At 71.3% G+C, this 12,041-nt stretch carries 9 protein-coding genes and 1 tRNA gene; 4 read left to right on the top strand and 6 right to left on the bottom strand.

Features of this window, described 5'->3' with window-relative positions; genetic code table 11:
- Positions 1-10 precede the first annotated feature (10 nt).
- The gene (locus tag ACSVC7_RS13830; RefSeq protein WP_448204899.1) at positions 11-2,221 is read left to right on the top strand and encodes a hypothetical protein; all 2,211 of its coding nucleotides are present in this window, start codon (positions 11-13) and stop codon (positions 2,219-2,221) included.
- Positions 2,222-2,255: 34 nt separating this feature from the next.
- Here the strand turns inward: ACSVC7_RS13830 and ACSVC7_RS13835 are convergent, their stop codons facing one another.
- The 6 genes from ACSVC7_RS13835 to ACSVC7_RS13860 all read right to left on the bottom strand — a co-directional run bounded on the left by ACSVC7_RS13835 (position 2,256) and on the right by ACSVC7_RS13860 (position 8,163).
- The gene (locus ACSVC7_RS13835) at positions 2,256-3,647 is read right to left on the bottom strand and encodes an alkaline phosphatase family protein (RefSeq protein WP_448204898.1); all 1,392 of its coding nucleotides are present in this window, start codon (positions 3,645-3,647) and stop codon (positions 2,256-2,258) included.
- 1 nt (position 3,648) lies between these two features.
- Positions 3,649-4,548 (bottom strand): TatD family hydrolase, encoded by a 900-nt coding sequence (locus ACSVC7_RS13840; protein WP_448204897.1) that lies wholly within the window; start codon positions 4,546-4,548, stop codon positions 3,649-3,651.
- The gene (locus tag ACSVC7_RS13845) at positions 4,545-5,222 is read right to left on the bottom strand and encodes an EboA domain-containing protein (RefSeq protein ID WP_448204896.1); all 678 of its coding nucleotides are present in this window, start codon (positions 5,220-5,222) and stop codon (positions 4,545-4,547) included. The genes ACSVC7_RS13840 and ACSVC7_RS13845 overlap by 4 nt, the downstream gene beginning before the upstream one ends.
- A gap of 207 nt (positions 5,223-5,429) precedes the next feature.
- Positions 5,430-6,299, bottom strand: coding sequence for a UbiA family prenyltransferase (locus tag ACSVC7_RS13850; RefSeq protein ID WP_448204895.1), 870 nt, complete (start codon positions 6,297-6,299; stop codon positions 5,430-5,432).
- Positions 6,296-7,507, bottom strand: a complete 1,212-nt coding sequence (gene eboE, locus ACSVC7_RS13855) for a metabolite traffic protein EboE (protein ID WP_448204894.1) — start codon at positions 7,505-7,507, stop codon at positions 6,296-6,298. The genes ACSVC7_RS13850 and eboE overlap by 4 nt, the downstream gene beginning before the upstream one ends.
- Positions 7,504-8,163, bottom strand: coding sequence for a TVP38/TMEM64 family protein (locus tag ACSVC7_RS13860; RefSeq protein ID WP_448204893.1), 660 nt, complete (start codon positions 8,161-8,163; stop codon positions 7,504-7,506). The genes eboE and ACSVC7_RS13860 overlap by 4 nt, the downstream gene beginning before the upstream one ends.
- Positions 8,164-8,465: 302 nt before the next feature.
- On the opposite strand from ACSVC7_RS13860, the gene selA reads away from it, so the two are divergent.
- The 3 genes from selA (at position 8,466) to ACSVC7_RS13875 (ending at position 11,900) form a co-directional block, all read left to right on the top strand.
- Positions 8,466-9,890, top strand: a complete 1,425-nt coding sequence (gene selA / locus ACSVC7_RS13865; RefSeq protein WP_448204892.1) for an L-seryl-tRNA(Sec) selenium transferase — start codon at positions 8,466-8,468, stop codon at positions 9,888-9,890.
- A complete protein-coding gene (selB, locus tag ACSVC7_RS13870; protein WP_448204891.1) occupies positions 9,887-11,818 on the top strand; it encodes a selenocysteine-specific translation elongation factor in 1,932 nt (643 codons plus the stop codon). The genes selA and selB overlap by 4 nt, the downstream gene beginning before the upstream one ends.
- Positions 11,808-11,900, top strand: a tRNA-Sec gene (locus ACSVC7_RS13875). The genes selB and ACSVC7_RS13875 overlap by 11 nt, the downstream gene beginning before the upstream one ends.
- Positions 11,901-12,041: the final 141 nt, after the last annotated feature.

Here is a 12,041-nt window from a genome sequence, read left to right on the forward strand (position 1 = left end):
GGAACCGACCATGAGCGTCCTGTCGTTCCCCCGCATCTACATGCGCGGCCACATCTCCTGGGATCCGGCCACCGGCAACAACAACGACTACATCAACACCTACGCCGCTGGCGCGGCGGCCCTGGATTACAGCATTCTGGAAGCCCAGAACCCGCCGATCACGCCCGAGAACTACCGCACCACCTTCCGCGACTGGGCGACCCGCGTCAAATACAGGGAGACTTCCAATCCCGCCTTTTACGTTCCCGGCGAGTGGAATCATTTCGGCAGCCACGCGACGTCCTTCGTCGACTACAACGACAAGGTGACTCTGGTCACCGGCGGCGTTCTCCCCAACGGCCAGCCGGCGGCGAGCACCGATCCGCTGCTCAACGCCCCCATCCAGATCGAAGGCGACGTCTTTGGCGACGCGCCGAGCGAGGCGCGTCTGGTCGACAACAACCCCATCGCCTTCTGGACGTCGCAGATCTTCTTCAAGCGCCTGACGGTCGGCAAGGGTGACATCGCCATCAACGGCGATTGCCGGTACCGGATGCACTCCCGCTGGTTCAACGGCAACCGCAACGTCCTCCTGCGCAGCGCCGGCGTGGCCAGCGTGATCTGGCAGACCGGCATCCCGCGCGAGGCGCTGACCATCACCAACACCGGCAATTCGCCGCTGCTCGCCTCGCTGGCAGAGGCGATGGACGCGCCGGGCGCCAAGGGCCTGATGCTGCGGTTCTGCTCGTACTTCACCCTGTACAACCAGAACGGCATCTTCAACGACTTCACGCCGCAGCCCCGCCTGGCGCTTGACGCGGCGCCGGACTCCCCGGAAGCGAAAGCCTATTACGAACAGCTGGGGGAATGGTACCGGCAGGCGCTCGCCAACCAGATCCCGCTGTTCGCCAACCCCGCCTACAGCGCGGTGGTGGGCTCCATCGGCGTGTGGAACGACGGCGAACTGGCGACGGCCCCCACCGGCCGCTACCTGGTTCCGGTGAAGCCCGCCACCCCGCTGTCGACCGCGGCCTCCGCTCCCGCCCTGGCTGCCACAGTGCCGGCCGGGATCCGGCGGGTCGAGCGCGGCCTGGCCGTCCAGGCGTCGTCGTCCTCGTCGTCGATTACCGCCCTGCTCGGGCCGGCGGTCGCCCAGGAGGATTACAGCCGGAACCTGCTGTCCATCGACCTGTCCGACGCCACTCCGGAAGCGACCCTGAACAAGGACAAATACGATTTCGGCCCGCTCACCGTCGGCGTCGTGAAGGACGGGGCCTTCACGTCCATCGGCACCATCAACTACGCCGCCACCGCCGACGCGCCCGGCTACGACAAGGCCGCCTACGAGGCGTCGGCCGGTATCGTCGACCTGCCGTTCGACCCGAAGTTCGCCGAACTGCTCCAGCAGGGACAGCTGGTGGTCCGCCAGCAGGACACCGACATCCTGGCGGAAAGGACGCTGAGCGCCGACTCCGACGACCGCAACACCTACATCGACCAGGGTTGCGAGGAGGCCATCCGCATCGCGGTCTACCGCCGGGGCAAGCCGGTGGAAAAGGGCGTCCGCGTCATGGTGGTGCAGTACAGCTACGTGAACTGGGACAGCAATCTGGTCGGCCCCGACGACACCGACGCGCCGCTCCGGTTCCTCAACGGCGAGGTGACCGTGGTGAAGTCCACCAACCCCGGCCAGTGCGCCCAGGCCTGCATCGTCGAAACCGACGACACCGGCATCGCCACGCTGCAGGTCCAGGCCAACCACCAGGGCTTCGCCACCTGCTTCTTCCGTCCGCTGGAGCCCGGCGAGCCGCTGCCGTCTCCCTATCCGCAGCCGAACCAAAACGGCTACAGCACCGAGGCCCCGGAACAGGAGAACTACCAGACCAGCCACTTTGTCGACATCCGGGTGATGCCGTTCGACGACTACAAGCCGGCCGAGTTCGCCAAGCTGTGGAACGAAAGCTACGATTCCGCCAAGGCGTGGCAGTATGTCTACAACGAGATCCTCGGGGTTTACGACATGCTGTTCCCGATCATGCTCAACTACATGCCGCTGGGCGAGCGCGCCCGCGTCGAGGCGGCGATCGGGCAGCTTCTGGTGCTGGTCCAGCAGCCGTACCAGCAGGCCAGCACCATCTACATGCCCATCACCCGCGACCTGTCGCGCGGCAAGCGCAAGGTGCTGGAGATGTGGGGATCGCTGGTCCGCCGCCAGTATCCGCCCCAGCCCATCCAGCCCTGAGCGGAGCGGGGGAGGGGAGCCTGACCGTCGCCGGTCAGGCTCCTCCCGGCTGGCCGGCGAAGATGTGGGCCAGCAGCAGATCCTTGACCTGCGTCGCCGGCAGGGCATCGCCCTCCGGCAGCAGGTCGGGGTCGGAGGTGATGAGCAGCGGCCCGTCCTCGGCGCGGTCCGTGAGGCGCCCGTGCGAGCCGCGGACCAGCGACGCGTCCAGCGGGATCACGTCCATCAGCGTGCGGAACCCCGCCGCCTTCTTCAGCAGCCTCCAGGCGATCGCCGCCTTCGGCGCGCGCAGCGCCGGGTCGAGGAACAGTTCCACCGGGTCGTAGCCGGGCTTGCGGTGAATGTCCACGGTGCGGGCGTAGTCGGGCGCCTTGGCGTCGTCCAGCCACCAGTAATAGCTGAACCAGCGGTCCGCCCGGCTGACCGCCACCAGATCGCCGGCGCGCGGGTGGTCGAGGCCGGCGGCCCGCTTGCCCTCGGCATCCAGCACCGTTTCGACGCCGTCCAGCCCTTCCAGTAGAGCTTTCACTTTCGGCAGCAGCTCCGGCCGGCGGACATGGACGTGCGCGATCTGGTGGTCCACGACGGCGAAGGCGTCGGAGGCGCCAGGATCCAGCTTTTCCTGTCCCAGCTCCTCGCGCCAGCGCAGCCAGCCCGCCTGCCGCAGGGCGCGGTTGATCGCCACGGCGCCGTCGACGCGGGTGATGCCGTATTCGGACAGCACAACGACGCCCAGGCCTTCGCGCTCCGCCTCCTCGATCAGCTCCCCGGTGATGGCGTCGATGGCGGCGACCTCCGCCGGGATGGCCGGGTCGTCGGGACCCAGCTTTTGCAGCGGGTAGTCGAGGTGGGGCAGATAGACCAGCGTCAGCGTCGGCTTGCGCGTGCGCAGGGTGTGCCGCGCGCAGTCGGCGATCCAGCGGCTGGACGTCAGGTCCGCCGCCGGTCCCCAGAACTTGAACAGCGGGAACGGCCCCAGCGCCGCCGTCAGCTCGTCGCGCAGCTCGCCGGGGTGGGTGTGGATGTCCGGCAGCTTGCGTCCGTCGGCGCAGTAGATCGGGCGAGGCGTCACCGCCCAGTCCACGGCGGCGTGCATGTTGTACCACCAGAACAGCTTGGCGACGGTGAAGCCGGGGTCGCGGCGGCGCGCCTCGTCCCACAGCTTGGGGCCGTCGACCAGGGCGTTGCTCTGCTTCCAGAACATCACTTCGGCAAGGCTGCGGTCGTACCAGCCGTTGCCGACGATGCCGTGTTCGGCCGGCGGCCGGCCGGTCAGCAGCGTCGCCTGCACGCTGCAGGTCACCGCCGGCAGGATGGTGGACAGCGCCCGCATCCCGCCCCGCTGCGCCAGCCGCCGCAGGTTGGGCGCGTGCGCCAGCAGCGCCGGGGTCAGCCCGACGACGTTGAGAACCAGTGTGCGGCGCATCTCAGCCCTTCACGGCTTCCAGTTCTACCGTGGGCTTTTGGCCGCGTAGCACGGTGTTGCCCTCGAACAGCAGGCGCTGGTCCACGGGCAGCACCTGTTCCACCTCCGCCGGGTCGAGGCGGCCGCTCTGGGCGTAGAAGGCCAGCGGGTTGCGCCAGACGATGGTTTCGATGGTGTCCCCGGCGATGCCGGCGTCGCGCATGGCCTGCACGGTCTTGGGCACCTTCAGCGGGTCGCTGATGCCCCAGTCGGCCGAGCTGTTGACCATGATCCGCTCCGCCCCGAAGCGCTGGACGATGGCGACCATGCGCGGCTCGTCCATCTTGCTGCCGGGGTAGATGGTGTGGCCGGCCCAGCAGCCCGCGTCCAACGCCAGGGCGACGGTTTCCTCGTTGTTGTGGTCGATCAGCACCCGCTCCGGCGCGATGCCCGATTCCCGGACCAGCGCGATGGTGCGCAGCGTCCCTGCCTTCTTGTCGCGGTGCGGGGTGTGGATCAGCACCGGCAGGTCGTGATCGACGGCCAGGGCGATCTGCCGGGCCAGCACGTCGTCCTCCGCCGGGCTCATGTCGTCGTAGCCGATCTCGCCCACGGCGACGACGCCCTCCTTCTCCAGATAGCGGTCCACCAGGACGAGGACGCCGTCCACGAGTTCCGGGGTGTTGGCCTCCTTGGGGTTCAGGCCGATGGTGCAGAAATGGCGGATGCCGAACTGGCTGGCGCGGAACCGCTCCCAGCCGACCAGCGACAGGAAGTAATCCTCGAAGCTGCCGGCGTGGATGCGCGGCTGCCCCAGCCAGAAGGCCGGCTCGACCACCGCGACGATGCCCGCCCGACGCATCGCCGCATAGTCGTCGGTGGTGCGGGCCGACATGTGGATGTGCGGGTCGAACAGCTTCATGGCGTCAGGGCTCCGGATGTCGGGTGAAGGAGGTCAAGGTCGGCCGGCACCGGCCGCCCGGCCGCCTGCCGCTCGCTGCGGAAGGCGCCGGCCATGCGCGCCAGATCGGGGGTCAGGCGCGTGTCCAGCGCGACGACACCGGCCAGCGGCACCCCCAGAAAGACGGCCTTCAGCACCATCCGGTTGAAGGCGTCGGCAGGCAGGTGGGCGGCGGCGAAGGGGTTGGCGACGGCCACCGCCTCGAACACGTCCTGCACGCTGCTGCGGCAGGCCTCGGCGGCGAGGTCGGCGAAGCGCGCGGGATCCGGCAGCAGGGGCAGGGCGCGCAGCAGGGCGGTGCGCTCGCCGGTGTCGCCGCTGCGGAACAGGCGCGTGACCAGCGGCGCATGCTCCTCCGCCGGCAGCGCACCCGTCGCGTCGAGCAGGAGCAGCGCGCGCCCCAGCGCGGCGGGCCGGGCGCCCGGCGCCGAGGGGTAGCCGGCCGCCGCCAGCGCCTGGACTTGCGCGGGGGACGGCTGCACCGGGGACCCGGCGAGGCGCCGGTGGGCGGCGGTGAAGACGGCGGGCAGCCGCGCCGGATCGCACGCCGCCGCGCGGGCGGTTGCCAGCCAGCCGTGGGCCGCCGGCGGGGTGTGCTGCTCGACGAGCGCGGTCAGCAGTTCAGTCGGTTGCATGGCGTGCTCAGAGTTTATAGGGACCGTGCTGAGAGAGGTTCGAGGTTCGGAACGCAACGCGTTGGAACACAGGATGCACGTCTCTCGACCGTCATCCCCGCGAAGGCGGGGATCCAGCCGCTTCAAGCGCTTATGTGCGGAGTTTCCTGGATCCCCGCCTTCGCGGGGATGACGGGGAAAATCCCTTGCCAATAAAATCACAGCCTTTCACGTCCCCGGCACATGGCGTTGGAACAGGTGCGTCAGGACGAAGGCGACGACGGCCGCCCCCGCCAGCGCCGGCTGGCCGTGGCCGGCGATCAGCAGCGCGTCCAGCAGGGCGATTCCGGCGATGAAGGCGCCCACCGCGCGCTTCACGTCGCGCCGCTCCGGGATCAGCACCAGCGACAGGGCGTGCAGTACCCAGGCCAGCAGCGCGGCGAACAGGGCCGCCGACAGCGGGGTGATCGCCAGCGCGACCGGGGCGTACAGGAACGGCACGGCCAGGGCCGCCAGCGGCCAGACGGCGCCCAGGTCGTTGACCTGCTCCTTCTTCGCCACGTAGGTCAGCCCGATGACGTAGCAGAGCAGCACCGCCGCTCCCCCGGCCAAGGCGGGGGTGAGGGCGCCGGTCAGGGCGACGGCGGCGCCGGCATAGACCAGCGCCCGGCACGCGGCCATGACCACCGGGCTCAGTGGGTTGCCCTTGTGGTTGCGGTCGTAGGCGACGATGACCGCCGCCAAAGCCAAGCCGGCGACCAGGGCGGCGACGCCGTTCAGCGCCAGCAGCAGCACCCCGGCCCCCAGCATGCCGAAGCCGGCGGCGAACACGGTGCGGGCGCTGACCAGCCCGGCGGGGATGGGGCGATTGGGACGCTCCCGCGCGTCGATGGCGCGGTCGAAGGCATCGTTCAGGTACATGCCGCCGACGTAAAAAAGCGAGAAGGCCAACAGGGAGAAGGCCAGCATCGCCGGCCCCAGCCGCGCGCCGGCGTTTAACCCCGCCCCGGCCAGCACGGCGCCGGCCAGCGTGTTGCTCCAGACTGTCGGCAGGTTCGACACGCGCCCAAGGCGGAGCGCGATGCCGATCCCGGTCATCGCAGATGTTGCAGAACCCATGTCAACTCGCGGGCAAGACTGTCGGTGAGGGTGCCGGGACGCACGGCCGGCGGCAGCACGTCCCAGGTGTAGGTTTCGACTTCCAGATGGGCGGACAGCGGCTGGCGGCGCTGCCGCTCCAGAATCGCGGCCAGGAAGTCCTGCGTCGTGGCGAAGGGACCGCAGCGGTCGGCCCACACCGGGACGTGGAAGTGGACGCGCCACTCCGCTTCGTCCTGCGGGCTCGCCCCCGCGCTGGCCAAGGCGTCGGGCAGGTCGGGGAAGGTCACCGGCTCACCGTCATCCTGGCGCGCCGCGACCTGATGCAGGTAGACATCCTCGGCGAAGGGGGCGAGGGCGGCGCGCCCCTCGGCGGTCGCGGAGGGCAGGACCAGACCGGAGCTGAGCTGGATCTTGGCGATGCGGATCCCGGCGGCGAGGAGGCAATCCACCGCGCCCTCGGCGCTTTCGAACATCACGGCGGCGTGGCAGGTGTCCAGGCAGACGCCGAGATGCCGGCGCAGGGCCGCTTCCGCCTCGCCCCGTCCCAGCCCGGCCAGCCCGGCGAACCGCGCCACCGCCGCCCCCGAGAACAGATGCTCCTCGAAGAAGGCCACCGTCTCCGCCGTGGTTTCCAGCAGGCATCCCGGCTCCGGCTCCAGCGCCAGGGCGACGACGCGGCCCCGGTCGCGCGCCAGCCGGTCGAGCGTCACCGCGTGCCGCAGCAGGTTGTCGGCGATGAGCGCCCGGTCCGCCGCCCCGGCCAGATGAGCCTTGTAAGCGCCGGGCACCGTGCTGACGCTGCCCTCGACGCCGGCGGGCTCGCCCTCCATCAGCGCGACCAGCAGCCGGGCCAGCGCGTCGGCGTAGGTGAGGCGTTCGGGCTCCCGCCAGTCCGGGCGGTACACCGTGTCCTTGACCCGCGTGCCGTGGAAGGTGCCCTGGGGAAAGCCGTTGATGGTGAAGACATACAGGCCGTGCGCGGCGAGGAAGGCGCGGAAGTCGTGGAACTCGACGCTGCCGGGGCGCAGCACCGCGGCGGCGTCCGCCGACATGCGCAGCCCGATGCCGAACCGCTCGTCCGGCGCCACCAGCGCCTTGACCGCCGGGACATGCCGGCGGATCTGCGCGGCGATGTCCGGCCAGCCTTCGCCCGGATGCACGTTGGTGCAGTAGGTGAGATGCGGGACCGCGCCGCACCCGGTCATCGCGCGGCCACCCCGGCGGTCACGAAGCGGGCTGCGGCCGGCAGGCCGATGGCGGCGATGAAGGGGGCAAGCGCGGTCATGCCGCCGTCCCAGGCCCAGGCGCCGGCCGCCGCGTAGGCCGCCGACAGCCCGAGGTTCGACAGCAGGGTGGCAACGACGAAGCGGTTCAGCGGCAGGCGGAGCATGCCGGCCATCACCACCGAGATCTCGGCCAGGACCGGCACCCCGCGCAGCATCACCAGGGCCCACACCCCATGACGGTCCATGACGGCGGACACGCGCGCGGCACCGGCGGGGCTGACCAGCCGGGCGAGACGCTCGCCGCTGAGGAAGCGTCCCATCCCATAGCCGATCAGACAGCCGCCGGTCAGCCCGGCCGTGGACACGGCCATGCCGACCGGAAAGCCGAACAGCACGCCGCAGGCGGTGCTCACCATGCTCGACGGCACCGGCAACAGGATGTCGCCCGCCAAAAGGCCGCCGAGGACCGCCGCACCGCCCCAGCCGAAGGCCCCCTCGGCGACCGAGGCGGCCAGGGCATCCATCTGGTCGGCGAACAGGAGAAAGGGAACGACGACGGCGGCAACCAGCGCAGCGATCAGCATCGTCCAGCGCCCCCAGGCAGGGAACGCGATGGGGGCAGGTGCCGGTTTCATGAGCCTGTGTCCACTCCAACGTCGCGGTCGGAGGGGCATGGTGCCCGCATCGGCGTTCTAAATCAACCAAAGCGATAATTGAATTCGTATGTATCTACCGAAGAGGACGTGATTCTCAGAATTATCCCTCATTACGTGTTCATACTGCTCCCGAAGCCGGTAGGTGGCCTTCCTGCACGGCCGGCGGGGGCCGGGTTCCCAACTCCACCGGGGTAATCCCAAGAAAGCGGCTCCAGCCGGGCCTTCGCGTGTTAGCAAGGCATCGGACCATCGGATGGAACAGGAAACCGGAGGTGCATGGGGTGGCTCACCCTCAGGCGGCGATCCTGCGGGCCTTGCCGCAAGTCGAACGGCTGATGGGCAGCGCCGAAGCCGCGGCGCTGATCGCCGTGCACGGCCGCCCCCCGGTCCTGCGCGCGATCCGCCTTTATCTGGCGGAGCTGCGGGCGCGGCTGCGCGAGGGCCGCGGCGATGCCCCGGCCATCAGCGCGGCCGGCATCCTCGCCGCGGCTGGCGAACGGCTGGACGAGGACGCCGTCCCACGCCTGCGCCGGGTCATCAACGCCACCGGCATCGTCCTGCACACGAATCTCGGACGGGCGCCGCTGGCGCCGCAGGCGGTGGCAGCGGTGGTGGAAGCGGCCTCCGGCTACATGAATCTCGAATACGACCTCGACGCGGGGAATCGCGGCTCGCGTTACCAGGGCGTCTCCGGTCTGCTGTGCGAGCTGACCGGGGCGGAGGCCGCGCTGGTGGTCAACAACAACGCCGCCGCCGTGCTGCTGGCCCTGGCGGCGCTGGCGGTGCCGGGCGAGGCGGTGGTGTCGCGCGGCGAACTGGTGGAGATCGGCGGCTCCTTCCGCGTCCCCGACGTCATCGCCCAGAGCGGCGCGCGTCTGGTCGAGGTCGGCACCACCAACAAGACGCGGGTCGGCGACTACGAGAGGGCGATCGGGCCGGACACCCGCGTGCTGCTCAAGGTGCACCCCAGCAACTACCGCATCCAGGGCTTCACCGCCGCGCCGGAGCGGGCCGAACTGGCGGCGCTGGCCCGCGCCAGGGGCGTGCTCGCGGTCGAGGACCTGGGCAGCGGCAGCCTCCTCGACCTGCGCCCCATCGGCCTGCCGCATGAGCCGACCGTGCAGGAAAGCCTCGCCGCCGGCATGGACCTCGTGACGTGCAGCGGCGACAAGCTGCTGGGCGGTCCGCAGGCCGGCCTGATCCTCGGCCGGAAAGAGGTGGTGGCGCGGCTGAAGGCGCACCCGCTGCTGCGCGCCCTGCGGGTGGACAAGCTGACGCTGGCGGCGCTGGAGGCGACGCTGAAGCTCTACCGCGCGCCGGAACGGGCGGCGGCTGGGGTTCCGGTGCTCGCCATGCTGGGCGCTCCGGTGGAGGCGCTGGACCGGCGGGCGGAGCGGCTGCGGGCCGCCCTGGCCGCCGATATGGCCGAGTTGCCGGGAGTGGAGGTCACGGTGCTGGCCGGAACCGGCTTCGCCGGCGGCGGCGCGCTGCCGGCGGCGGCAATCCCGACGCGGATCGTTGCCCTGCGCTGTGTCTCACCCGGCATCGAGGAACTGGCGCGGCGCCTGCGGCGGCACCGGCCCGCCGTCGTCGGGCGGATCAAGGACGGGCGGCTGCTGTTCGACCTGCGCACGGTGACGGACGACGAGGTGCCGGAGATCGCCGCCGCCTGCCGCGCCGCGCTGGACCGGGGAGGGCCGGCATGAGGACGGTGGTCATCGGCGTCGTCGGCCATGTGGACCACGGCAAGACCGCGCTGGTCGGCGCGCTCACCGGCGTCGACACCGACCGGCTGGCGGAGGAGAAGCGGCGCGGCATCTCCATCGCCCTGGGCTTCGCGCACGCGACGGCGGAGCGCGGCACGCTGGCCTTCGTCGACATGCCCGGTCACGAGCGCTTCGTGCGCACCATGATTGCCGGCGCCACCGGGATCGACGCCGTGCTGCTGGTGGTCGCCTCCAACGAAGGCGTCAAGCCGCAGACCGTCGAGCATCTGGACATCGCGCGGCTGATCGGCGTGAGGCGCGGGGTGGTGGCGGTCAGCAAATGCGATCTGGTCACGGCGGACGAGGCCCGGCGCACGGCGGCGGAGGTGCGCGCCCTGCTGGCCGGAACCGGGCTGGCGGACGCTCCGGTCGTCTTCACCTCGACGGCCGCCGGGCAGGGGCTCGACGCGCTGGCCGGCGCGCTGGCCAAATTGCTCGACGAGGATGCGGAGCGCCCGGATGCGGGCGTCTTCCACCTGCCGGTGGACCGGGCCTTCGCGGTGCCCGGCTTCGGCCCGGTGGTCACGGGCACGCTGCGGCGCGGCGCGATCCGCGTCGGCGATGCAGTGGAACTGTGGCCGGGCGGAACGGCCGCCCAGGTGCGCGGCCTCCACGCTCACGGCACGCCGGTCGCGGAGGCCGCCGCGGGGAGCCGGGTCGCGGTGAACCTGCGCGGCGTGGAGCTGGCCGACCTGCCGCGTGGCTGCGCGCTGGCGACGCCCGGCCTGCTGGCGCCGTCCCGCTGGCTGGACGTGCGGCTGGAGCTGCTGGGCGACGCGCCCAGGCCGCTGCGCACGGGGCAGGCGGCGCAGCTCCTGTTCGGCACCACGGACACCGCCGTGCGCGTCCGCCTGCTCGACCGCGACGCGCTGGAGCCGGGACAGGCCGCGCCGGCACAGCTCCATTGCGCCGAAGCGGTCAGCGTGCCGGCGGGCGAGCCCTTCATCCTGCGCCTCGGCTCCCCCGCCCGGACGGTGGGAGGTGGGCGCATCGTCGATCCGGCGGCGGCGCGGCGGCGGCGCTTCGACCCGGCCGTGGCGCGCACCATCCTGGCGCTGGCCGAGGGGCGCGCGGCGGAGGCGGTGGCGGAGCGTCTGTCCGCAGCGGGCGGCCGTGGCGTGCGGATCGAGGATTTGGCCCGGCTGCTCGGCTTGCTGCCCGACCGGCTGGACCCCGGCGCCTGGGGCGCGGAGCGGCTGCCCGACGGGACGCTGCTCGCCGGCCCGGTCTACCGCGACCTGCGGGAGGCCGCGCTGGCGGCGGTGGAGCGCGTGCAGCGCGAGCGGCCCACCGAGCGCGGCGTCCCGGCCGACCGGCTGCCCGCCGAACTGCCCGCCGCGTTGCTGACGCGCCTCGTGGAGGAGGGGGCGCTGGTGCGCGACGGTGGGCTGCTGCGCCGGCGCGGCCTGGACGCCGCCGCCCTGCTGTCCGCCGCCGACCGCGCCGTGCTTGACGCGGTGGAATCCGCCTTCCGGCAGGGCGGGCTGTCGCCGCCGGACGTGGCTGAGGTCGCGGGGCGCGATGCGGGCCGACACAAGGCGCTGCATTATCTGGTGCGCAACGGGGTGCTGGTGCGCGCCCTCGACCGCGTGCAGAAGCGCGAAGTGGTCTTCCACCGCGACACCGTCGCCGACGCGGCCGGGCGGGTGGCCGACGCGCTGATGGAAGACCCGGTGGGCCTGACGGTGAGCGAGCTCGGCCGCCGGCTCGGCATCTCGCGCAAGTTCAGCGTTCCGCTGCTGGAACATCTGGACAGGCTCGGCGTCACCCGGCGCATCGGCGACCGCCGCGTCCGGGCCGACCACCCGGCCCATCCGGGTAATGGCGCGTCCGGACCGGGCGCGCCATCTCAGGATTGGAGGCGATAAGGGTCTGGTGGCCCTCCTGGTCTTCAAAACCAGTGGTTCGCCGAAAGCGAACGGTGGGTTCGATTCCCATCCGCCTCCGCCATCCGTCAGCCGTTGTGAGTTTATGGGGACCTTGTCGAGATAGGCCCAGAGTTCGGGACACGATGCGTTGGAACACACCATGCACGTCTCTTGGCCGTCATCCCCGCGAAGGCGGGGATCCAGACCGATCAAGCACTGAGAC

It is taken from the genome of Azospirillum mesophilum (genome assembly GCF_053470405.2).

What these genes read in the sequence shown, in the direction of transcription:
- ACSVC7_RS13830 (WP_448204899.1), top strand. Translation starts at nt 11, where the DNA reads ATGAGCGTCCTGTCGTTCCCCCGCATCTACATGCGCGGCCACATCTCC.
- ACSVC7_RS13835 (WP_448204898.1), bottom strand. Translation starts at nt 3,647, where the DNA reads ATGCGCCGCACACTGGTTCTCAACGTCGTCGGGCTGACCCCGGCGCTG.
- ACSVC7_RS13840 (WP_448204897.1), bottom strand. Translation starts at nt 4,548, where the DNA reads ATGAAGCTGTTCGACCCGCACATCCACATGTCGGCCCGCACCACCGAC.
- ACSVC7_RS13845 (WP_448204896.1), bottom strand. Translation starts at nt 5,222, where the DNA reads ATGCAACCGACTGAACTGCTGACCGCGCTCGTCGAGCAGCACACCCCG.
- ACSVC7_RS13850 (WP_448204895.1), bottom strand. Translation starts at nt 6,299, where the DNA reads ATGACCGGGATCGGCATCGCGCTCCGCCTTGGGCGCGTGTCGAACCTG.
- eboE (WP_448204894.1), bottom strand. Translation starts at nt 7,507, where the DNA reads ATGACCGGGTGCGGCGCGGTCCCGCATCTCACCTACTGCACCAACGTG.
- ACSVC7_RS13860 (WP_448204893.1), bottom strand. Translation starts at nt 8,163, where the DNA reads ATGAAACCGGCACCTGCCCCCATCGCGTTCCCTGCCTGGGGGCGCTGG.
- selB (WP_448204891.1), top strand. Translation starts at nt 9,887, where the DNA reads ATGAGGACGGTGGTCATCGGCGTCGTCGGCCATGTGGACCACGGCAAG.